This is a genomic window from Enterobacter sp. MG-EB028 (assembly GCF_056673305.1).
Map to the genome: position 1 here is coordinate 4,720,670 of NZ_CP195079.1, position 21,807 is coordinate 4,742,476.

Annotated in this window: 19 protein-coding genes; 13 read left to right on the plus strand and 6 right to left on the minus strand. The window is 57.1% G+C overall.

Annotated elements, in window-relative coordinates; translation table 11 throughout:
* Positions 1–10 precede the first annotated feature (10 nt).
* Together fsa and gldA are read left to right on the plus strand one after the other, a co-directional pair.
* A complete protein-coding gene (gene fsa, locus ACR42C_RS22355; protein WP_479984574.1) occupies positions 11–673 on the plus strand; it encodes a fructose-6-phosphate aldolase in 663 nt (220 codons plus the stop codon).
* Between the two features lie 12 nt (positions 674–685).
* Positions 686–1,789: a bifunctional L-1,2-propanediol dehydrogenase/glycerol dehydrogenase gene (gldA, locus tag ACR42C_RS22360; RefSeq protein ID WP_479984575.1), complete on the plus strand. Its 1,104-nt coding sequence runs from the start codon at positions 686–688 to the stop codon at positions 1,787–1,789.
* Between the two features lie 79 nt (positions 1,790–1,868).
* Here gldA and katG read toward each other — a convergent pair whose 3' ends face one another.
* From katG to metB, 4 genes are all read right to left on the minus strand, one after another.
* Complete coding sequence (katG, locus tag ACR42C_RS22365; RefSeq protein ID WP_116344049.1) at positions 1,869–4,049, minus strand: catalase/peroxidase HPI; 2,181 nt, start codon at positions 4,047–4,049, stop codon at positions 1,869–1,871.
* Between the two features lie 147 nt (positions 4,050–4,196).
* Positions 4,197–5,084 carry a methylenetetrahydrofolate reductase gene (gene metF, locus ACR42C_RS22370; protein ID WP_008501796.1) on the minus strand — a complete coding sequence of 296 codons (888 nt, stop codon included), beginning with the start codon at positions 5,082–5,084 and terminating at the stop codon, positions 4,197–4,199.
* Between the two features lie 225 nt (positions 5,085–5,309).
* Positions 5,310–7,742: a bifunctional aspartate kinase/homoserine dehydrogenase II gene (locus ACR42C_RS22375; RefSeq protein ID WP_116343780.1), complete on the minus strand. Its 2,433-nt coding sequence runs from the start codon at positions 7,740–7,742 to the stop codon at positions 5,310–5,312.
* A gap of 2 nt (positions 7,743–7,744) precedes the next feature.
* Entirely contained in the window at positions 7,745–8,905 is a 1,161-nt protein-coding gene (gene metB / locus ACR42C_RS22380; RefSeq protein WP_479984576.1) for a cystathionine gamma-synthase, read from the minus strand.
* Positions 8,906–9,180: 275 nt separating this feature from the next.
* Between metB and metJ the strand changes: the two genes are divergently transcribed.
* Positions 9,181–9,498, plus strand: coding sequence for a met regulon transcriptional regulator MetJ (gene metJ, locus ACR42C_RS22385; RefSeq protein WP_003862042.1), 318 nt, complete (start codon positions 9,181–9,183; stop codon positions 9,496–9,498).
* Positions 9,499–9,546: 48 nt separating this feature from the next.
* Here metJ and rpmE read toward each other — a convergent pair whose 3' ends face one another.
* A complete protein-coding gene (gene rpmE / locus ACR42C_RS22390) occupies positions 9,547–9,759 on the minus strand; it encodes a 50S ribosomal protein L31 (protein ID WP_003862040.1) in 213 nt (70 codons plus the stop codon).
* A 200-nt stretch (positions 9,760–9,959) separates the two neighbouring features.
* Here rpmE and priA point away from each other — a divergent pair, with 200 nt between their 5' ends.
* The 8 genes from priA (at position 9,960) to ACR42C_RS22430 (ending at position 18,655) form a co-directional block, all read left to right on the plus strand.
* On the plus strand, positions 9,960–12,155 hold the full coding sequence (gene priA / locus ACR42C_RS22395) for a primosomal protein N' (protein ID WP_192984575.1): 2,196 nt from the start codon (positions 9,960–9,962) through the stop codon (positions 12,153–12,155).
* A 119-nt stretch (positions 12,156–12,274) separates the two neighbouring features.
* Positions 12,275–13,300, plus strand: coding sequence for a DNA-binding transcriptional regulator CytR (gene cytR / locus ACR42C_RS22400; RefSeq protein ID WP_080330329.1), 1,026 nt, complete (start codon positions 12,275–12,277; stop codon positions 13,298–13,300).
* 93 nt (positions 13,301–13,393) lie between these two features.
* Positions 13,394–14,380 (plus strand): cell division protein FtsN, encoded by a 987-nt coding sequence (ftsN, locus tag ACR42C_RS22405; RefSeq protein WP_316380719.1) that lies wholly within the window; start codon positions 13,394–13,396, stop codon positions 14,378–14,380.
* A gap of 94 nt (positions 14,381–14,474) precedes the next feature.
* The gene (hslV, locus tag ACR42C_RS22410) at positions 14,475–15,005 is read left to right on the plus strand and encodes an ATP-dependent protease subunit HslV (protein WP_008501802.1); all 531 of its coding nucleotides are present in this window, start codon (positions 14,475–14,477) and stop codon (positions 15,003–15,005) included.
* A gap of 9 nt (positions 15,006–15,014) precedes the next feature.
* The gene (gene hslU, locus ACR42C_RS22415; protein ID WP_116343777.1) at positions 15,015–16,349 is read left to right on the plus strand and encodes an HslU--HslV peptidase ATPase subunit; all 1,335 of its coding nucleotides are present in this window, start codon (positions 15,015–15,017) and stop codon (positions 16,347–16,349) included.
* A 62-nt stretch (positions 16,350–16,411) separates the two neighbouring features.
* Positions 16,412–17,338 (plus strand): 1,4-dihydroxy-2-naphthoate polyprenyltransferase, encoded by a 927-nt coding sequence (gene menA / locus ACR42C_RS22420; RefSeq protein ID WP_479985220.1) that lies wholly within the window; start codon positions 16,412–16,414, stop codon positions 17,336–17,338.
* A 92-nt stretch (positions 17,339–17,430) separates the two neighbouring features.
* Positions 17,431–17,916 (plus strand): ribonuclease E activity regulator RraA, encoded by a 486-nt coding sequence (rraA, locus tag ACR42C_RS22425; RefSeq protein ID WP_059355391.1) that lies wholly within the window; start codon positions 17,431–17,433, stop codon positions 17,914–17,916.
* 55 nt (positions 17,917–17,971) lie between these two features.
* Positions 17,972–18,655: a hypothetical protein gene (locus ACR42C_RS22430; protein WP_479984577.1), complete on the plus strand. Its 684-nt coding sequence runs from the start codon at positions 17,972–17,974 to the stop codon at positions 18,653–18,655.
* 75 nt (positions 18,656–18,730) lie between these two features.
* Here ACR42C_RS22430 and zapB read toward each other — a convergent pair whose 3' ends face one another.
* On the minus strand, positions 18,731–18,970 hold the full coding sequence (zapB, locus tag ACR42C_RS22435; RefSeq protein WP_010436935.1) for a septal ring assembly protein ZapB: 240 nt from the start codon (positions 18,968–18,970) through the stop codon (positions 18,731–18,733).
* 397 nt (positions 18,971–19,367) lie between these two features.
* Here zapB and ACR42C_RS22440 point away from each other — a divergent pair, with 397 nt between their 5' ends.
* Both ACR42C_RS22440 and glpK read left to right on the plus strand, forming a co-directional pair.
* Positions 19,368–20,213 (plus strand): MIP/aquaporin family protein, encoded by an 846-nt coding sequence (locus ACR42C_RS22440; protein WP_116343775.1) that lies wholly within the window; start codon positions 19,368–19,370, stop codon positions 20,211–20,213.
* Between the two features lie 21 nt (positions 20,214–20,234).
* Positions 20,235–21,743 (plus strand): glycerol kinase GlpK, encoded by a 1,509-nt coding sequence (glpK, locus tag ACR42C_RS22445; protein ID WP_062936027.1) that lies wholly within the window; start codon positions 20,235–20,237, stop codon positions 21,741–21,743.
* Positions 21,744–21,807: the final 64 nt, after the last annotated feature.

A 21,807-nucleotide genomic window follows, 5' to 3' on the forward strand; every position in this document is an offset into this window, starting at 1 on the left:
AGGAAGAGTAATGGAACTGTACCTGGATACCGCCAACGTGGCGGAAGTAGAACGCCTGGCGCGCATTTTTCCCATAGCGGGCGTCACCACAAATCCGAGCATCATTGCCGCCAGCTGCGAATCCATCTGGGACGTGCTGCCGCGTCTGCAAAAAGCCATTGGACCGGAAGGCACGCTGTTTGCTCAAACCATGAGCCGCGACGCCGAAGGCATGGTGGCGGAGGCCAAACGCCTGAGTAACGCCATCCCGGACATCGTGGTGAAAATCCCTGTCACGGCTGAGGGCCTTACCGCGATTAAGGCGCTTCAAAAAGAGGGCATTACCACGCTGGGCACTGCCGTTTATAGCGCCGCACAGGGTTTGCTGGCCGCGCTGGCAAGCGCGAAGTATGTCGCGCCATATGTGAACCGCGTCGACGCACAGGGCGGCGACGGTATTCGCATGGTCCAGGAGCTGCAATCCTTGATGGAAAAGCACGCGCCGGAAAGCAGGGTGCTGGCTGCCAGCTTTAAAACGCCGCGTCAGGCGCTGGACTGCCTGCTTGCCGGGTGCGAGGCAATCACGCTTCCCTTAGACGTAGCGCAACAAATGCTCGGCACCCCGGCGGTAGAGTCAGCCATAGAGAAGTTCGAGCAGGACTGGAAAAACGCGTTTGGTAACCTCAACCTCTAAGGGAGAAACGTTATGGACCGTATTATTCAATCGCCGGGGAAATATATTCAGGGCGCTGACGTGCTTACTCGCCTCGATGACTATCTGAAACCCCTGGCCAATCGCTGGCTGGTGGTCGGCGATAAATTTGTGCTGGGTTTTGCTGAAGAGACCCTGCGTCAGAGTTTCAAAAAAGCCGAACTGCACGCTGAAATCGCGCCGTTTGGCGGCGAATGTTCGCAAAATGAAATCGATCGCCTGAAAAAGCTGGCAGACAGTGCCGACTGTCTCGCGGTGTTGGGCATCGGCGGCGGTAAAACGCTGGATACCGCCAAAGCGCTGGCGCATTTCATGGACGTGCCGGTGGCCATTGCGCCGACCATTGCCTCTACCGATGCGCCGTGCAGCGCCCTTTCCGTCATTTACACCGACAGCGGCGAGTTCGATCGCTACCTGATGTTGCCGCACAACCCGAATATGGTCATTGTCGACACCAAAGTGGTGGCGGGTGCGCCTGCGCGCCTGCTGGCCGCCGGGATAGGCGATGCGCTCGCGACCTGGTTTGAAGCACGCGCCTGCTCGCGCAGCGGCGCAACCACCATGGCGGGCGGCAAGTGCACCCAGGCGGCGTTAGCGCTGGCCGAGCTGTGCTACAACACGCTGGTTGAAGAGGGTGAGAAGGCAATGCTGGCAGCGGAACAGCACGTGGTAACGCCAGCGCTGGAACGCATTATCGAAGCCAACACCTATCTCAGCGGCGTGGGCTTTGAAAGCGGCGGTCTGGCGGCGGCACACGCCATTCACAACGGCATGACGGCAGTGCCGGATGCGCATCACTTCTATCACGGTGAAAAAGTGGCGTTTGGCACGCTGACGCAGCTGGTGCTGGAGAACGCCCCGGTTGAAGAAATAGAGACCGTCGCCGCGCTTTGCCACAGCGTGGGGTTGCCGATCACGCTGGCACAGCTGAATATCAAAGAGGATATTCCGGCCAAAATGCGTCTGATCGCGGAAGCGTCCTGTGCCGAAGGGGAGACCATTCACAACATGCCGGGCGGCGTGACGCCGGATCAGGTTTACGCGGCGCTGCTGGTGGCTGACCAGTATGGACAGCGGTTCCTGCGGGAGTGGGAGTAATAAAAAGCCGGGCGGCGGCTGCGCCTTACCCGGCCTGTATTATTGGCAAAAATATCCCCGCCGTGGCGGGGATATTTATTTATCGCAGATCAAAACGATCCAAATCCATTACCTTCGCCCAAGCGGCAACGAAGTCACGGACGAACTTCTCGTGCGCATCGCTGCTGGCGTAAACCTCTGCCAGCGCGCGCAGGACAGCGTTCGAGCCAAAGACCAGGTCGGCGCGGGTCGCGGTATATTTCACTTCACCGCTGGCGCGATCGCTTCCGGCAAACAGTTCATTAGATTCGTCGGTCGCCTTCCACTGGGTGTTCATGTCCAGCAGGTTCACGAAGAAATCGTTGCTCAGCACGCCTTCGCGGTTGGTGAATACGCCATTCTTGCTGCCATCGAAGTTTGTACCCAGCACGCGCAGGCCGCCGATCAGCACCGTCAGTTCAGGCGCGGTCAGGGTCAGCTGCTGGGCCTTATCAATTAGCAGTGACTCCGTCGTGGACACATCCACCTGCGCACGGTAGTTGCGGAAACCGTCGGCAACCGGCTCGAGCAGGTTGAACATCTCGATATCCGTCTGGTCCTGACGCGCATCCACGCGGCCCGGGGTGAACGGTACGTTGACATAAACGCCCGCCGCTTTCGCCGCCTGCTCAACGCCCACGACGCCCGCCAGCACGATAATATCGGCCAGCGAGGCTTTATTGGTGGTGCGCTGGATAGCTTCCAGAGCCGGCAACGCGCGAACCGCCGCGGCGTTCACATCCCAGTCGCGCTGAGGAGCCAGCGCCAGACGCGCGCCGTTGGCACCGCCGCGCTTGTCGCCGCCGCGGAAGGTCGATGCAGACGCCCAGGCAACGGAAACCAGTTCGCTCACGGAGAGGCCGGAGGCCGCAATTTCCGCCTTCAGGCTTTCAATGTCCTCTTTCGACGGATTGAACACCGCCTGCGGCAGCGGATCCTGCCAAATCAGATCTTCTTTCGGCACTTCCGGACCGATGTACCGTGCTTTTGGCCCCATATCGCGGTGGGTCAGTTTGAACCACGCACGCGCGAAGGCTTCGTTAAAGGCCTGCGGATCGTTCAGGAAGCGACGGGAAATTTTCTCGAATTCCGGGTCAAAACGCAGCGTCAGGTCGGTGACCAGCATGGTAGGTTTGCGTTTCTTCGACGGGTCGAACGGATCGGGCATGATTTCCGGCGCATCCACGGCTTCAAACTGAATCGCGCCTGCCGGGCTACGGGTCTGCACCCATTCGTATTTGAACAGGTTCTCGAAGAAGTAGTTGCTCCACTGGGTCGGAGTTTGTGACCAGATGACTTCCAGCCCGGAGGTGATAGCATCAGCACCAATACCGGTGCCATGCGTGCTGGCCCAGCCTAAGCCCTGCGCTTCAATCGGCGAGGCTTCCGGATCGGTACCAACGTGCGTGGCTTCACCCGCGCCGTGGGTTTTACCGAGCGTATGGCCGCCTGCAATCAGCGCGACGGTCTCTTCGTCGTTCATCCCCATGTTGCCGAAGGTTGCGCGAATTGCCGCAGCCGCCGACAGCGGTTCACCGCTGGCGTTTGGCCCTTCCGGGTTCACGTAAATCAGGCCCATTTCAGTGGCACCCAGAGGACGCTTCGCCAGCGCTTCCGGGTCACGGTGGGTCAGCCAGGCTTTTTCATCGCCCCAGTTCACGTCCAGATCCGGTTCCCAGACGTCTTCACGACCGGCGCCAAAACCAAAGGTGCGGAAGCCGGAGTTCTCCAGCGCCACGTTACCCGCGAGGATAAACAGGTCGGCCCAGGAGATTTTTTGTCCGTATTTTTGCTTGATTGGCCACAGCAGGCGGCGCGCTTTATCCAGGCTGACGTTATCAGGCCAGGAGTTCAGTGGCGCAAAGCGCTGCTGACCGCGTCCGGCACCGCCGCGTCCGTCAACGGAGCGATAGGTACCGGCACCGTGCCAGGCCATGCGAATAAACAGGCCAGCATAGCTGCCCCAGTCGGCAGGCCACCAGGGTTGAGAGTCGGTTAACAGGGCTTTGAGATCGCCCTTGAGGGCGGAATAGTCGAGCTTGCTGAATTCTTTGCGGTAGTCGAAGTCTTCACCCAGAGGGTTAGAACGGTTGGAATGTTGATTTAGAAGATCGATGCGGAGTTGTTTAGGCCACCACTCTTTACTGCCGGTACCTGCGCCCGCGCTGTGATCGACGCCGCCCTGATGGAACGGACATTTGCCGGCGGATGCCGCGTTATTGGTCTCGTCTGACGTGCTCATCGCTATGCTCCCTTTACAGTGTTACCGTTACGATATACACCACTAGCAATAAGATATAGTTGAATTAATCCACAGATTCGATAGTTAATACCTTTTAACTTTCTACCTGACTAAAAAGCCCTCAATTTTATGAGGGCTTTTTGCTGATTACGCCGGGCGAACGCCGAGCGTGTGACAAATGGCGTAGCTCATCTCCGCACGGTTCAGCGTGTAGAAGTGGAAATCTTTCACCCCTTCGCGGCTTAAAATCTTCACCATGTCCATCGCGATGTTGGCCCCCACCAGCTTGCGGGTTTCCGGGTCATCGTCCAGCCCTTCGTACATTTTGGACATCCACAGCGGAATGCGCACGTTGGTCATATCGGCGAATTTCTTCGCCTGTTTGAAGTTCGAGACAGGCAAAATGCCAGGGATGATTTCGACGTCGATACCAGCCGAGACGCAGCGGTCGCGGAAGCGCAGATAGCTTTCCACGTCAAAGAAGAACTGGGTGATGGCGCGGTTGGCACCAGCCTCCACCTTACGCTTCAGGTTAAGCAGATCCGCCTGGGCGCTTTTCGCTTCCGGATGAACTTCAGGGTAGGCGGCTACGGAGATATCGAAGTCGGCCACCTCTTTCAGCAGCCCGACCAGGTCGGCCGCATACATCTCTGGCTTGCCGCTGCCGGGAGGGAGATCGCCGCGCAGGGCAACGATATGGCGAATACCGTTGTTCCAGTAGTCCTGGGCAATGGCGCGCAGTTCATCGCGAGTGGCGTCGATACAGGTCAGGTGCGGTGCCGCTTCCAGACCGGTTCTGTCCTTAATGCCTTTAATGATGCTGTGCGTACGGTCACGCTCGCCGGAGTTCGCACCGTATGTCACGGAGACAAACTTTGGCTTCAGGCTGCTCAGGCGATCGATAGAGCTCCACAGGGTTTGCTCCATTTCACTGGTGCGCGGCGGGAAAAATTCAAAAGAGACGTTAATCTGGCCGTTTACTTCGGCCAGGCTCTGATTCAGTGCTTCCCGCTGGTTGGCGTGAAAAAAGCTCATACCTTACCTCTATCTTTCGCGTGTCGTTGTCTGTTGTGTTGTGAACTTCTATACGTTTAGACGTCCAGATGTAAAAATGACGGAAAAGCGAAGGGACGTCAACATAAATAATCAACAATAACGGTGAGGTTTGCTCAGGGAAGATGAGAGAAATTCATGATGAGGGGGAAAAGACCGCACCGAGCAGTCCCCTCTCCCCTTTGGGGAGAGGGTTAGGGTGAGGGGTTACAGCAGCTTAGCCAGACGGTTGATGTCGGACTGGATCGCCCCGGCGGTGACGTCGCGCCCCGCGCCCGGACCGCGGATCACCAGCGGGTTATCGCGGTACCAGCGGCTTTCAATGGCGAAGACGTTATCGCACGGCAGCAGCGCCGCCAGCGGATGGTCAGGACGCACCGCTTCGACACCCACGCGCGCCTTACCGTTCGCCTCGAAACGCGCCACGTAGCGCAACACCAGCCCCATCTCATTTGCCGCTTCCAGACGCTGCACCATCTGGTCATTCAGCTCGTCACCGTTCTCGAAGAAATGGTCAACGGACCCTTCCTCGCAGCCCGCAGGGACCAGCGACTCGACGCGTACAGAATCCGGCTCGATGTCATAACCGGCTTCGCGCGCCAGGATCACCAGCTTGCGCATCACGTCTTTACCGGAGAGATCAACGCGCGGATCGGGCTCGGTTAAGCCCTGCTGCCACGCCTGATCCACCAGGTCGGTGAATGGTACGGTGCCGTCAAACTGCAGGAATAGCCAGGAGAGCGTGCCGGAGAAGATCCCGCTCAGCGCCAGAATGCTGTCGCCGCTTTCAATCAGGTCGCGCACGGTGTGGTTAACCGGCAGGCCCGCGCCAACGGTGGCGTTATAGAGCCAGTGGCGGCCCGTTTTTTCGAACGCGTCGTGGATCTGGCGGTATTTATCGGTGCTGCTTGCCCCCGCCAGCTTATTGGCGCTGATGACGTGGAAACCGTGGCTGGCGAAATCCAGATACTGATCGGCAAGCTGTTCGCTGGCGGTAACGTCCAGCACCACCAGATCGTCATACGGGTGCGCGCGCATCCACAGGAACAGCGCTTCTTCATCCTGCTCTACGGCTTCATCGTTAAAGAAGGCAAGCGCGCGGCTTGCGTCCAGCCCTTCGTAGTTCAGCAGGCTGCGGCGGCTGTCCACCACGCCCGCAAGAATAAATTCAAATCCGGTACGCGCCGAGAGCGTGACCTGCTCGCGGGCAAACAGCTCCAGCCAGCGGGAGCCGATGTTGCCTTTCCCAAACAGTACCAGCCCAATGCGTTTTTCCGCGCGGAACAGGGAGGTGTGCAGGCCCTGAATCAGGCTCTCGGTTGGCCCTTTCCGCAGGACCGCGACCAGGCTGATGCCCTCTTCCGACTGCCAGGTGAACTCCACCGGCTGGCCTTTCAGCTGCTGCCAGAAGCGGTGGCAGTGCAGCGGGTTACGGGTGACGCCCGCGCCCACCATCGCCACCAGCGCCAACCCCTGACGCAGGCGAAGCTCGCCCGGCAGGCCCGCTTCATCCAGAATTTTCAGCGCGCTGTCCGCCACTTCGGCGGTATAGCAGAACTGCAGCAGCTGACGGTCATTGTGAACGCCAACGGCCAGCGGACGCACCTGGGCGCGTTTCAGGATCGTGTCGATATCTTTATGTGCCAGTTTGAAATCCTGACCGGCAGGGACCTGGAACTCAATCAGGCAGATGTCGTCGTGGCTGGTGACAATACGCGCGCCCGTGCCGGACGCCAGCACGCGCTCAATGCGCGTGGAACCCTGGTCCGGCGTATAGCTACAGCGCAGCTGCAGGTCGATATCGCTGCCGGAAACCGGCTGCAGCGTGCGCGCGTGCAGTACCGGCGCAGCCAGCCGTGCCAGCTCGCTGGCTTCGTCGAGACGCAGCAGCGGCAGCAGACAGGCATCTTTCACCTTACGCGGGTCCGCGCTGTAAACACCGGCCACGTCGCTCCAGATGGTGACGCGGGACACGCCCGCCAGGGCACCAATCTGCGTTGCCGAGTAGTCCGAGCCGTTACGGCCCAGCAGCACGGTTTCGCCCGCGTTGCTGCGGCTGATAAAGCCGGTGACGACAATACGTTTGCCCGGATGCTGCACCAGCAGCTGCTGTAGCAACGGGTAGGACAACCCTTCATCCACCTGCGGCTGCGCGGCGCGTTCCGCGCGCAGGAAATCGCGCGCGTCGAGCCAGGCCGCTTCCACGCCCAGATGTTGCAGCACGGCGGCCATCAGACGCGCGGACCACACTTCACCGTGGCCCACCACTTCGGCATACACCGCGTCGGTAATCCCGCTGTCCAGCAGGGCAGCAAGACGCTCAAGATCGTGCGTGAAAGCGCTGATCAGCCCGTCCGCCACGTCCGCAGGCAGCAGGCCGGCAATCAGCTCGCTCTGGTAACGACGTAAGGACTGTTGCACCTGATGCGCAGAAAGGCGATCGGTCTGGCTCAGTTTCAGCCAGCTAATCAACTGGTTGGTGGTGCTGCCCGCCGCTGAGACAACCATCATGTCACCCGGCTGTGAATATTCGGTCATGATCCCTGCGACGCGCAGGTAACATTTCACATCAGCAAGACTACTACCACCAAACTTGTGCAGCTGACGACCCTTCGCCCCTGCCTGCGCTATCACACTCATGATTACCCCTTGGCTGCGATCCGGAAGCCATTTTCCAGATCGGCAATTAAATCTTCAGAATCTTCAATGCCGGTTGAGATACGCAGCAGCGTCTCGGAAATCCCGGCGGCGGCACGTGCTTCGGGTGCCATACCTGCGTGCGTCATGGTCGCGGCGTGGGAGATCAAGCTTTCAACCCCACCTAAGGATTCCGCCAGCGTAAACAATGACAGCCCGCTCAGGAAGCGACGCAGCGTTTGCTCGTCACCGTCCAGTTCAAAACTTAACATCGCGCCAAATCCCTTTTGCTGGCGCGCGGCAATCTCGTGCCCCTGGTTTTCCGGCAGCGACGGGTGATAAAGCTTCTTCACCAGCGGCTGGGTTTTCAGGAAATCGACAATCGCCTGGGCATTACGCTGCGCCACGTCCATGCGCGGCGACAGCGTGCGGATGCCGCGCAACAGCAGGTAGCTGTCGAACGCGCCCGCGGTGACGCCAATGTTATTGGCCCACCATGCCAGTTCCGTGACAACGTCGGGATCTTTGGCAATCACCACGCCCGCCACCACGTCAGAATGGCCGTTCAGATATTTAGTACATGAATGCAATACCAGATCCGCACCCAGTGCTAACGGGTTCTGAAGCGCCGGACTGAGGAAGGTATTATCCACTACACTTATCGCTCCCGCATCCCTTGCGAGCTGACAAATTTTCGCAATGTCGACAACGCGCAACAATGGGTTGCTTGGACTTTCCACCAGAACCAGCTTTGGTTTCTCTGCCAGCGCCTGTTTCAGCGCCTGTTCGTCGTTTTGATCGACAAACAGCACGCGGTAGCAGCCGCGCTTTGCCAGGCTATCAAACAGGCGATAGCTCCCGCCGTAGCAGTCGTGCGGCGCAACCAGCAGATCGCCCGGTTTCAGGAAAACTGTCGTCACCAGGTGAATGGCGGACATCCCGGTATTGGTTAATACTGCCCCTGCGCCCCCTTCCAGCTCGGCCAGCGCACGCTGGGTCACATCACGCGTAGGATTGCCACAACGCGAATAGTCATGCGCGCGGGGTTCATTAAATCCGGTGAAATTGTAGGTACTGGAAAGATGAATGGGCGGGACAACGCAGCCGTACTGCTCGTCATCATTTAATCCGCTACGCACTGCGATAGTGGCCTGTTTACGCGTCATGGTGAGGGCTTCCTGGCGAATGAGGTGAAAAGTCAGGCACCAGAGTAAACATTGAAAGTATGGACGTCAATACATCTGGACATCTAAACTTCTTTGCGTATAGATTGAGCAATGCGCAAATAGCCGTTAAAATTATATGCTTTAGTGCACGCTGCAGCGGCAATATCCGTGCCACGGTATCGTCTCTACGGTAAACTACGCAAGATTACGGTTCAAAACGGACAGTGACCGGTTTGCACCTTTAGATTAATGACTGAGAGGATTAAAGGTATCTCATGGCTGAATGGAGCGGCGAATATATCAGCCCATACGCTGAGCACGGTAAGAAGAGTGAGCAAGTAAAGAAAATTACGGTTTCCATTCCTCTGAAGGTGTTGAAGATCCTCACCGATGAACGTACGCGTCGTCAGGTGAATAACCTGCGCCACGCGACTAACAGCGAACTGCTGTGCGAAGCGTTCCTGCATGCGTTTACCGGCCAACCGTTGCCGAACGATGACGATCTGCGCAAAGAGCGTAGCGACGAAATCCCGGAAGAGGCGAAGGTGATCATGCGTGAACTGGGTATTGACCCGGAGACGTGGGAATACTGAGAAGCGGATACAAAAAAGGCACCTTGCGGTGCCTTTTTTTCGGGAAACTTATTTAGCGCCCGGGATGCTGAAACGCTTGTTGAAGCGGTCAACACGGCCACCGGTTGCAACATCACGCTGCTTACCAGTGTAGAACGGGTGGCATTTGCCGCACACGTCCAGGTTCAGATCGTGACCCACGGTAGAGCGGATCTGGATAGAGTTACCGCAAGAGCAGTTTGCAGTAATCATTTCGTATTTCGGGTGAATATCTTTTTTCATGGGAGAACCTCAGTTAAGGCCGCGTCGCTCTTCCAGCCCTAACGCCAGACACCACGCGATGTTGAATGTAAGTTCTTTGGCGTAAAGTACACCAAAGGCGGCGAATCATACAGAATTTAACCAACGTATGCAAACTGATCCGCACGCCGCTTTTACTAATGTGTATACTAACGCGCCACTTTTCAAGTCAGGAAGATTCGATGCCCGTCGCTCACGTTGCCCTGCCCGTTCCGCTTCCCCGCACCTTTGACTACCTGCTGCCCGACAGCATGAGTGCCAAAGCGGGCTGTCGCGTGACCGTGCCGTTTGGCAAACAGCAGCGCGTGGGGATCGTCGTCTCCGTCAGCGATAAAAGCGAATTGCCCCTCAATGAACTGAAGTCGGTCGTTGAGGTGCTGGACCTCGAGCCGGTTTTCTCCACCAGCACCTGGCGACTGCTGCTGTGGGCGGCGGATTATTATCACCATCCGATTGGCGACGTCCTCTTCCACGCCCTGCCTATTCTGCTGCGCCAGGGCAAGAGTGCCAGCCACGCCCCGATGTGGTACTGGTTTGCCACCGAACAGGGGCAGGCCGTGGACATTAACAGCCTCAAGCGCTCGCAGAAACAGCAGCAGGCGCTAGCGGCGCTGCGTCAGGGGAAAATCTGGCGGCATCAGGTTAACGAGCTTGAGGTCAGCGAAACCGCGCTACAGGCATTAAGAAAGAAAGGGCTGAGCGAGCTGGCCAGCGAAGCGCCTGCCCTTCACGACTGGCGCGACGGCTTCTCCGTCTCAGGCGATCGCCTGCGTCTGAATACCGAGCAGGCCACCGCGGTAGGCGCCATTCACAGCGCCTCGGACCATTTTTCCGCCTGGCTGCTGGCGGGCGTGACGGGCTCCGGCAAAACGGAAGTCTACCTGAGCGTACTGGAAAACGTGCTCGCGCAGGGTAAACAGGCGCTGGTGATGGTGCCGGAAATCGGCCTGACGCCGCAGACAATCGCCCGATTCCGCGAGCGCTTTAACGCGCCGGTTGAGGTGCTGCACTCGGGGCTTAACGATAGCGAGCGCCTTAGCGCCTGGCTGAAAGCGAAAAACGGCGAAGCGGCGATAGTGATCGGCACCCGCTCGTCGCTGTTTACGCCGTTTAAAAACCTTGGCGTTATCGTGATCGATGAAGAGCACGACAGCTCCTATAAACAGCAGGAAGGCTGGCGCTACCATGCCCGCGATCTGGCGGTCTACCGCGCGCACAGCGAGCAAATTCCCATTATTCTCGGCTCCGCCACGCCGGCGCTCGAAACGCTGCACAACGTGCGCCAGCGTAAATATCACATGCTGCGCCTGACGCGTCGCGCGGGGAACGCCCGTCCGGCCATTCAGCACGTGCTGGATCTCAAAGGCCAGCAGGTGCAGGCAGGGTTAGCGCCCGCATTGATTTCCCGCATGCGCCAGCATTTGCAGGCGGGGAACCAGGTGATCCTGTTCCTGAACCGTCGCGGATTCGCCCCCGCCCTGCTGTGCCACGACTGCGGCTGGATTGCAGAATGCCCGCGCTGTGACCACTACTACACCTTCCATCAGGCCCAGCGTCACCTGCGCTGCCACCACTGCGACAGCCAGCGCCCGGTGCCGCGCCAGTGCCCGTCGTGCGGATCAACGCATATCGTGCCGGTCGGTCTGGGCACGGAACAACTTGAACAGGCGCTTGGCCCCTTCTTCCCGGACGTGCCTATTTCCCGAATCGACCGGGACACCACCAGCCGCAAAGGCGCGCTGGAACAGCAGCTGGCAGAAGTGCATCGCGGCGGCGCGCGCATCCTGATTGGTACTCAGATGCTGGCCAAAGGGCACCACTTCCCGGACGTGACGCTGGTCGCCCTGCTGGACGTGGACGGCGCGCTGTTCTCGGCCGATTTCCGCTCCGCCGAGCGCTTCGCCCAGCTTTATACCCAGGTGGCAGGGCGTGCGGGACGTGCTGGCAAGCAGGGCGAGGTGGTACTGCAAACGCACCACCCTGAGCACCCGCTGCTGCAAACCCTGCTGCATAAAGGCTATGACGCCTTCGCCGAGCAGGCGTTGGCCGAGCGCCAGACCATGCAGCTGCCGCCGTGGACCAGCCACGTCATCATCCGCGCGGAAGATCATAACAACCAGCAGGCCCCGCTTTTCCTGCAACAGCTGAGGAATCTCCTGCAGGCCAGCCCGCTGGTGGATAACCAGCTGTGGATCCTGGGCCCGGTGCCGGCGCTGGCGCCGAAGCGCGGCGGACGTTTTCGCTGGCAAATTTTACTCCAGCACCCCTCGCGTATTCGCCTGCAGCACATCGTCAGCGGCACGCTGGCGCTCATCAACACCCTGCCGGAAGCGCGAAAAGTGAAGTGGGTACTGGACGTCGATCCCATCGAAGGCTGAAGACGGATCGAAAAATTTAACGCGCCTCACACTTTTTATGAAAATTCTGTAACCGATTCCATTAACTATCTGTAAAAATGGTGGTGTCCGCAGTTCGGTGTTCAGGCGAGGAGAAGACGTTGAAGTCCAGGAAAGAGGTTGCCACGGCGACCATGAAAGACGTTGCCGAGAAAGCACAAGTCTCAACAGCAACCGTGTCCCGCGCATTAATGAACCCGGATAAAGTCTCCCAGGCGACCCGTAACAAGGTTGAACAGGCGGCGCTGGAAGTGGGTTACTTCCCTCAGGCCATGGGGCGGAACGTCAAGCGCAATGAATCGCGGACCATCCTGGTGATAGTGCCGGACATCTGCGATCCCTTCTTTAGCGAGATCATTCGCGGCATCGAAGTGACGGCTGCGGAGCAGGGCTATCTGGTGCTGATTGGCGACTGCGCCCATCAGAACCAGCAGGAAAAAACCTTTATCGACCTCATTATTACCAAGCAGATTGACGGCATGCTGCTGCTTGGCTCACGCCTGCCGTTTGATGCCAGCATCGAAGAACAGCGCAATTTACCACCGATGGTGATGGCCAACGAGTTTGCCCCCGAGCTGGAGCTGCCGACGGTTCATATCGATAACCTGACGGCCGCGTTCAACGCGGTGAACTATCTTCAGGAGCTAGGGCATAAGCGGATTGGCTGCATTGCCGGGCCGGAAGAGATGCCGCTCTGCCACTATCGCCTGCAGGGCTATGTTCAGGCGCTGCGCCGTACCGGTGCGATTGTCGATCCGCACTACATTGCGCGCGGTGATTTTACTTTCGAAGCGGGCGGACAAGCGCTGGAGAAACTGCTGGCGCTGCCGGAACCGCCAACAGCGGTGTTCTGCCACAGCGACGTGATGGCGCTGGGGGCGCTGTCCCACGCCAAACGCCGTGGCTTACGCGTGCCGAAAGATCTGTCGATTATCGGTTTCGATAACATTTCGCTTTCAGAGTTTTGCGATCCGCCGCTCTCCACCGTGTCACAACCGCGCTATCAGATTGGCCGTGAAGCGATGCTGCTTCTGCTGGATCAGCTGCAGGGTCAAACAGTTAGCAGCGGCTCACGGTTACTGGACTGCGAGCTGATTGTTCGCGGCTCTACCCAGGCATTGACTTAAAGTAAACGCCTTTCGGACACCCTTATCTGGTCAAAGCCCCGCCGCTTAAGTAACATGGCGGGCTGACGAACGAATAAATACAGCGAAACGATAGTGGCACAACGAGATTATGTACGTCGCGGCCAGCCGGCACCTTCGCGACGCAAAAAGAGTAGTTCAAAAAGCAAGCAGCGTAATCTGCCTGCGGTCTCGCCAGCAATGGTCGCTATTGCTGCGGCGGTACTGGTGGCTTTTATTGGCGGCCTGTACTTCATCACGCACCATAAAAAAGAAGAGTCCGAGGCGCTTCAGGGCAACAAAGTGGCGGGAAATGGTCTGCCGCCGAAACCTGAAGAGCGCTGGCGCTATATTAAAGAGCTGGAAAGCCGTCAACCTGGCGTGCGTGCGCCAACCGAGCCTTCAGCCGGTGGCGAAGTGAAAAATGCCGACCAGCTGACGGACGAGCAGCGCCAGCTGCTGGCACAAATGCAGGCCGATATGCGTCAGCAGCCAACGCAGCTGAACGAAGTGCCGTGGAATGAACAGACGCCAGCACAGCGTCAGCAAACGCTGCAGCTGCAGCGTCAGCGCCAGGCACAAATTCAGCAGCAGCAACAGCAGCAGTGGACGCAAACCCAGCCGGTGCAGCAGCCGAAAGCGCAGCCTTACCAGCAACCGCAGCAGCAGACGCGTACGGTGCAATCACAGCCTGTTCAACAGCCAAAAGCGCAGCCACAAAAACAAGCGGCTCAGCCGTATCAGGATCTGCTCCAGACGCCAGCGCATACCACCGCGCAGCAGCCGAAAACGCAGCAGGCCGCGCCGGTGACCAAAGAGACCGAAGCGCCGAAGCAGACGGCAGAGAAAAAAGACGAGCGCCGCTGGATGGTGCAGTGCGGTTCGTTTAAAGGCGCCGAGCAGGCGGAAACGGTGCGTGCTCAGTTGGCGTTTGAAGGATTTGATTCACGCATTACCACCAACAACGGCTGGAATCGCGTGGTGATTGGCCCGGTCAAAGGCAAAGAAAATGCCGATGGCACCATTTCGCGCCTGAAAGTGGCCGGTCATACAAACTGCATTCGACTCGCCTCCGGGGGTTGAAACCCCCAAAATCTCCCCCATCTATCATTTAATTCAGCCCTGAGCACAGGCTCAGGGCTTCTGTTTCCCGAATTTGTAACCAGGGGGTCTGCTCGTGACAACAATAGTAAGTGTACGCCGTAACGGCCATGTGGTAATCGCCGGTGATGGCCAGGCCACGCTGGGTAATACCGTCATGAAAGGCAACGTGAAGAAAGTGCGTCGTCTCTACAACGACAAAGTGATCGCCGGTTTTGCAGGCGGCACGGCGGATGCCTTCACGCTGTTTGAACTGTTTGAACGCAAACTGGAAATGCACCAGGGTCATCTGGTGAAAGCCGCCGTTGAGCTGGCGAAAGACTGGCGTACCGACCGTATGCTGCGCAAGCTCGAAGCGCTGCTGGCGGTCGCGGATGAAACCGCTTCGCTTATCATCACCGGTAACGGTGACGTGATTCAGCCGGAAAACGACCTGATTGCCATCGGCTCTGGCGGCCCTTATGCCCAGGCTGCAGCCCGCGCGCTGTTGGAAAATACCGACATGAACGCGCGTGATATCGCGGTGAAGGCGTTGGATATTGCAGGTGATATCTGCATCTATACCAACCACAACCACACCATCGAAGAATTGACCTCCAAAGCGTAAGGACCTCCCATGTCTGAAATGACCCCACGCGAAATTGTCAGCGAACTGAACAAACACATTATCGGCCAGGATAACGCCAAGCGCTCCGTGGCCATCGCGCTGCGTAACCGCTGGCGTCGTATGCAGCTTGATGAAGAGCTGCGTCACGAAGTCACGCCGAAAAACATTCTGATGATCGGCCCGACCGGCGTCGGGAAAACAGAAATCGCCCGTCGTCTGGCGAAGCTGGCGAACGCGCCGTTCATCAAAGTTGAAGCCACCAAGTTCACCGAAGTGGGCTATGTGGGTAAAGAAGTGGACTCCATCATCCGCGATCTGACCGACTCGGCGATCAAAATGGTGCGCGTCCAGGCGATCGAGAAAAACCGCTACCGCGCGGAAGAGATGGCCGAAGAGCGCATTCTCGACGTGCTGATCCCACCGGCGAAAAACAACTGGGGCCAGGCTGAACAGCAGTCTGAGCCTTCAGCCGCGCGTCAGGCGTTCCGCAAAAAACTGCGTGAAGGCCAGCTGGACGACAAAGAGATTGAGATCGACCTCGCGGCCGCGCCGATGGGCGTGGAAATCATGGCGCCTCCGGGCATGGAAGAGATGACCAGCCAGCTGCAGTCCATGTTCCAAAACCTGGGTGGCCAGAAGCAGAAAGCGCGTAAGCTGAAAATCAAAGATGCGATGAAGCTGCTGATTGAAGAAGAAGCGGCGAAGCTGGTGAACCCGGAAGAGCTGAAGCAGGACGCTATCGACGCGGTTGAGCAGCACGGCATCGTGTTCATCGACGAAATCGACAAAATTTGTAAGCGCGGCGGCAACAGTTCCGGCCCGGACGTGTCCCGCGAAGGCGTACAGCGCGACCTGCTGCCGCTGGTTGAAGGCTGCACCGTCTCCACCAAGCACGGCATGGTGAAAACGGACCACATCCTGTTTATCGCTTCCGGTGCGTTCCAGGTGGCCAGCCCGTCGGATCTAATCCCGGAACTGCAGGGTCGTCTGCCTATCCGCGTTGAGCTGCAGGCGCTGACCACTGAAGATTTCGAGCGCATCCTGACCGAGCCAAACGCCTCTGCTACCGTACAGTACAAAGCGCTGATGGCGACGGAAGGCGTGAACCTTGAGTTCACCGAGGACGGTATCAAGCGTATCGCCCAGGCCGCATGGCAGGTCAACGAAACCACCGAGAACATCGGTGCGCGTCGTCTGCACACCGTGCTGGAACGCCTGGTGGAAGATATCTCGTATGATGCGAGCGACCTCAACGGTCAAACCATTACCATTGACGCAGAATATGTGAGCAAACATCTGGATGCGTTAGTGGCAGATGAAGATCTGAGCCGTTTTATCCTATAATCGCGGTTACTGCATTCTCATCACTGTTAATGGGGGCTAAGGCCCCCATTTTTATTGGCTAAATTACTATGACTGATATCAGCCGTACTCAGGCGTGGCTCGAAAGCTTGCGCCCTAAAACGCTTCCTCTGGCCTTTGCCGCGATTATCGTCGGTACGGCGCTTGCCTGGTGGCAAGGTTATTTTGATCCGCTGGTCGCCGCTCTGGCATTGATTACCGCCGGCCTGCTGCAAATCCTCTCCAACCTCGCTAACGACTATGGTGATGCGGTGAAGGGCAGTGATAAGCCGGACCGTATCGGGCCGCTGCGCGGGATGCAGAAAGGGGTCATTACCCAGGCACAGATGAAGCGCGCGCTGATTATCACCGTGGTACTGATTTGCCTATCCGGCCTGGCGCTGGTGACGGTCGCCTCGAAAACCACCAGCGATTTCATTGGCTTCCTGGTGCTGGGTCTGCTCGCCATTATCGCGGCCATCACCTACACCGTCGGCACGCGCCCTTACGGCTATATTGGCCTCGGGGATATCTCCGTGCTGGTGTTCTTCGGCTGGCTGAGCGTGATGGGGAGCTGGTACTTACAGGCGCATACGGTGATCCCTGCCCTGTTCCTTCCCGCGACCGCCTGCGGCCTGCTGGCGACGGCGGTGCTGAACATCAATAACCTGCGCGATATCGACAGCGACCGTGAGAACGGCAAGAACACGCTGGCGGTGCGTCTGGGGCCGGTGAATGCGCGCCGCTATCATGCCTGCCTGCTCATCGGCGCTTTGGTTTGCCTGGCGCTGTTTAACCTGATTTCTCTTCACAGTCTCTGGGGCTGGCTGTTTGCGCTTGCCGCGCCGCTGCTGGTTAAGCAGGCCCGCTTTGTGATGCGTGAACTCAGCCCGTCCGCTATGCCGCCGATGCTGGAACGTACGGTAAAAGGCGCGCTGCTGACTAACCTGTTGTTCGTCATTGGGATTGTGTTAAGTCAGACGCTCAGTTAGCTGACAAATATCAATTAACAATTGATGATTTTGCCAACAACGCATTTCGCACGATATACTGAACACATTCGCAGCAACTGAGCGTTAAACCTATGAAATACGATACCTCCGAGCTTTGTGACATCTACCAGGAAGATGTCAACGTCGTTGAACCGCTGTTCTCCAACTTTGGTGGGCGGTCGTCGTTTGGCGGTCAAATCGTCACGGTGAAATGTTTCGAGGACAACGGGTTGCTGTACGATCTGCTCGAACAGAACGGCCGTGGTCGCGTTCTGGTGGTCGACGGCGGCGGATCCGTGCGTCGCGCACTGATTGATGCCGAACTGGCCGGAATTGCCGTCCAGAACGAGTGGGAAGGCATCGTGGTGTACGGCTCCGTGCGTCAGGTGGACGATCTCGAAGACCTGGATATCGGAATTCAGGCCATCGCGGCCATTCCGGTAGGCGCTGCGGGTGACGGCATCGGCGAAAGCGACGTTCGCGTTAACTTTGGCGGCGTGACCTTCTTCTCCGGGGACCATCTTTATGCCGATAACACCGGGATTATTCTTTCCGAAGATGCACTGGATATCGAATAAATAATCCCTGTAAGATAAAGGGGGGATTTTCCCCTTTATTTCAACAAGGATGTTTATGCGTGACTCATCGGCAACCCTCATTATTTATGGGACCACACTGCTGTTCGCTTTCCTCGGTGTCGGATTGTGGTTTATATCCCTCTCGACTTATGCAATTATATTAGCCAGCATTATTTTATTTGTTTTTCTGATAATTATCGCAGGGATTATTTACTTCGCCCATAATACAACCAGCATCAGGTTGCGTTATCTTATCTGCGGCGTAGTCGCCTTTTTAATCCTTTCTACTATTCGTGGCTTTTATAAAATAACGACCCCGTGGACCTACGTCTTTCCCGAGCAACACGTTTCTATAACCTTGCCGGACAAAACGTGGAAGGTCGAGGATAAAATGCTTATTTCAAGAAATGGTGATGCGTTAGCCTTGAGCAAAATGATGACCCTGCCTGTCGATATTCTTGATAACTTTTCCCATGAAGAATTTATTTCGCTTGCATTGGGCCTCCCGACGACGGAAGAAGATATTCCTCATCATGAAAGTCAAGGCTGCTATGTTGAACATCTGGAGTGTATCTACTACATTTCAAACCGGATCAAAGACAGTCCAGACAGGATTTATTTTGTCTTTCTGAAAGACAAAGAGAAAACCTATTTATTACAATTAAGAATGACGCCACAATATCTAAAATTATACCCTGATGCAGCATCCAATATGATCGCGTCTTTAAAAAAGGGATAATCCCTGACGCTTAACAAAAAAAGCCATCATAGAACATGATGGCTTGTTAACTTGAACTCATTGAAGAAACGAGTATTAAACCTCTTCCATACGTCCCAGCAGCGCCTGCAGGCGATCCTGCCAGCCGTTCTGCTGTTCGCGCAGCTGGTTGTTTTCGCGCTCCAGTTCTTCACGGCCGTGCTGAGCGTTCTGAACTTCTTGCGCCAGGCTGTTATTCTTCTCTTTCAGCTCTTCAATTTCCATCTGCAGCAGCGTGATGGTGTCAATCGCCTGCTGTACTTTCGATTCCAGTTTCTCAAACACTTCTAAAGACATGATCCTACCTCTCCTGAATTGCAAGGCGACGCTTTACGTAAACGCGCACAACATATGTTCCGATTGTATGGAGCGCAGTCGCCCCTGTCCAGCGGCATGCCACGCAGATCGCGGTTTGCAACACTTTTCGGCCTCGTCCTGGTGCGTTCGCGGCATATACCTCTAAGTTGTTAACCCATTCGTTAAAGAAATGATTCAGCCCACCGTGCGCGACTGATTCAAAAACGCGCTTTATGGCGCGAAAACGCTCATTTTATTGACGCAGACCACACATTTTAATTTCGATATTTCTCGTTTTTGCTCGTTAACGATAAATTAACACTATGTCTACAGGGCATCGTGGCTGTCACGGGCGGCCACGCTAACAATAAACATCAATTTCTTCAGGATTCCGATTATGAGTCAGACATCAACCTTAAAAGGCCAGTGCATTGCCGAGTTCCTTGGTACCGGGTTGTTGATATTCTTCGGAGTGGGCTGTGTCGCTGCACTGAAAGTGGCGGGTGCCAGTTTTGGTCAGTGGGAAATCAGTATCATCTGGGGTCTGGGCGTGGCGATGGCCATCTACCTGACTGCAGGGGTTTCTGGTGCACATCTTAACCCGGCGGTGACTATCGCACTGTGGCTTTTCGCGTGCTTCGACGGACGCAAAGTTGTTCCTTTCATTATTTCTCAATTTGCCGGCGCGTTTTGCGCAGCGGCGTTAGTTTACGGGCTTTATTACAATCTTTTCATCGACTTCGAACAGACGCATCATATGGTACGCGGCAGCGTCGAAAGTCTGGATCTGGCAGGCATCTTCTCAACCTACCCTAACCCGCACATCAATTTTGTGCAGGCGTTCGCAGTTGAAATGGTGATTACCGCTATTCTGATGGGCGTTATCCTGGCGCTGACCGACGATGGAAACGGCATTCCGCGCGGCCCGCTGGCACCCCTGCTGATTGGTCTTCTGATTGCGGTGATTGGCGCATCCATGGGCCCGCTGACCGGCTTCGCGATGAATCCGGCGCGTGATATCGGACCAAAAGCGTTCGCCTTTATCGCAGGCTGGGGTGAGGTGGCATTCACGGGTGGTAAAGATATCCCTTACTTCCTGGTGCCGCTGTTTGCGCCGGTTGTTGGGGCTGCGCTGGGCGCATTTAGCTACCGCAAATTAATTGGTCGCCATTTACCGTGCGACACCTGTGTGGACGAGGAGAAGGAAACGACTTCTACCGCACAACAAAAAGCTTCGCTGTAATCTGACTACGGGACACATACCATGACCGAAAAAAAATATATCGTTGCGCTCGACCAGGGCACTACCAGCTCCCGCGCTGTCGTAATGGATCATGACGCGAACATTGTCAGCGTGTCTCAACGTGAATTTGAGCAAATTTATCCTCGTCCAGGCTGGGTAGAGCACGATCCGATGGAGATCTGGGCATCACAAAGCTCCACGCTGGTGGAAGTGCTGGCGAAAGCCGATATCAGTTCCGACGAGATTGCCGCTATCGGCATTACCAACCAGCGTGAAACCACCGTGGTCTGGGAACGCGAAACCGGTAAGCCTATTTACAACGCCATCGTCTGGCAGTGCCGCCGTACTTCAGAGATCTGCGAACAGCTGAAGCGCGACGGGATGGAAGAGTACGTGCGTAGCGCCACCGGTCTGGTGGTTGACCCGTATTTCTCCGGTACCAAAGTGAAGTGGATCCTCGATCACGTGGAAGGTTCACGCGAGCGTGCAAAACGCGGCGAGCTGCTGTTCGGGACCGTCGATACCTGGCTTATCTGGAAGATGACCCAGGGACGCGTCCACGTCACCGACTACACCAACGCCTCGCGTACCATGCTGTTCAACATCAACACCCTGGAGTGGGATGACAAGATGCTGGACGCGCTGGACATCCCGCGCGCGATGCTGCCTGAAGTGCGTAAGTCGTCTGAAGTGTACGGCCAGACCAATATCGGCGGTAAAGGCGGCACACGTATTCCTATCGCCGGGATCGCCGGTGACCAGCAGGCCGCGCTGTTCGGCCAGCTGTGCGTCAAGGAAGGGATGGCGAAGAACACCTACGGCACCGGCTGCTTTATGCTGATGAACACCGGCGAAAAAGCGGTGAAATCAGAAAACGGTCTGCTGACCACCATTGCCTGCGGCCCGCGCGGCGAAGTGAACTATGCCCTGGAAGGTGCGGTGTTTATGGCGGGCGCATCCATTCAGTGGCTGCGCGACGAGATGAAGCTGATCAGCGACGCGTTTGACTCCGAGTACTTCGCGACCAAAGTGAAAGACACCAACGGCGTGTACGTGGTACCAGCGTTCACCGGTCTGGGCGCACCATACTGGGACCCGTATGCCCGCGGCGCAATTTTCGGCCTGACGCGCGGTGTGAACTCTAACCACATCATCCGTGCCACCCTGGAATCCATCGCCTACCAGACGCGCGACGTGCTGGAAGCGATGCAGGCAGACTCCGGCATTCGTCTGCACGCCCTGCGCGTGGACGGTGGTGCGGTCGCGAATAACTTCCTGATGCAGTTCCAGTCCGACATTCTGGGCACCCGCGTTGAGCGCCCTGAAGTGCGTGAAGTAACGGCGCTGGGCGCGGCGTACCTTGCCGGTCTGGCGGTAGGCTTCTGGCAGAACCTGGACGAGCTGCAGGAGAAAGCGGTCATCGAACGCGAATTCCGCCCTGGCATCGAAACCACCGAGCGTAACTTCCGCTACAGCGGCTGGAAGAAAGCGGTGAAACGCGCCCTGGCGTGGGAAGAGCACGAAGAGTAAGACAAACTTAACCCCCCCTCACCCCGGCCCTCTCCCCAAAGGGGAGAGGGTTAGGGTGAGGGGC

Bases quoted from the DNA above. Each gene is read 5' to 3' on its own strand.
- fsa (WP_479984574.1), top strand. From the start codon at position 11: ATGGAACTGTACCTGGATACCGCCAACGTGGCGGAAGTAGAACGCCTG.
- gldA (WP_479984575.1), top strand. From the start codon at position 686: ATGGACCGTATTATTCAATCGCCGGGGAAATATATTCAGGGCGCTGAC.
- katG (WP_116344049.1), bottom strand. From the start codon at position 4,049: ATGAGCACGTCAGACGAGACCAATAACGCGGCATCCGCCGGCAAATGT.
- metF (WP_008501796.1), bottom strand. From the start codon at position 5,084: ATGAGCTTTTTTCACGCCAACCAGCGGGAAGCACTGAATCAGAGCCTG.
- ACR42C_RS22375 (WP_116343780.1), bottom strand. From the start codon at position 7,742: ATGAGTGTGATAGCGCAGGCAGGGGCGAAGGGTCGTCAGCTGCACAAG.
- metB (WP_479984576.1), bottom strand. From the start codon at position 8,905: ATGACGCGTAAACAGGCCACTATCGCAGTGCGTAGCGGATTAAATGAT.
- metJ (WP_003862042.1), top strand. From the start codon at position 9,181: ATGGCTGAATGGAGCGGCGAATATATCAGCCCATACGCTGAGCACGGT.
- rpmE (WP_003862040.1), bottom strand. From the start codon at position 9,759: ATGAAAAAAGATATTCACCCGAAATACGAAATGATTACTGCAAACTGC.
- priA (WP_192984575.1), top strand. From the start codon at position 9,960: ATGCCCGTCGCTCACGTTGCCCTGCCCGTTCCGCTTCCCCGCACCTTT.
- hslU (WP_116343777.1), top strand. From the start codon at position 15,015: ATGTCTGAAATGACCCCACGCGAAATTGTCAGCGAACTGAACAAACAC.
- rraA (WP_059355391.1), top strand. From the start codon at position 17,431: ATGAAATACGATACCTCCGAGCTTTGTGACATCTACCAGGAAGATGTC.
- ACR42C_RS22430 (WP_479984577.1), top strand. From the start codon at position 17,972: ATGCGTGACTCATCGGCAACCCTCATTATTTATGGGACCACACTGCTG.
- zapB (WP_010436935.1), bottom strand. From the start codon at position 18,970: ATGTCTTTAGAAGTGTTTGAGAAACTGGAATCGAAAGTACAGCAGGCG.
- ACR42C_RS22440 (WP_116343775.1), top strand. From the start codon at position 19,368: ATGAGTCAGACATCAACCTTAAAAGGCCAGTGCATTGCCGAGTTCCTT.
- glpK (WP_062936027.1), top strand. From the start codon at position 20,235: ATGACCGAAAAAAAATATATCGTTGCGCTCGACCAGGGCACTACCAGC.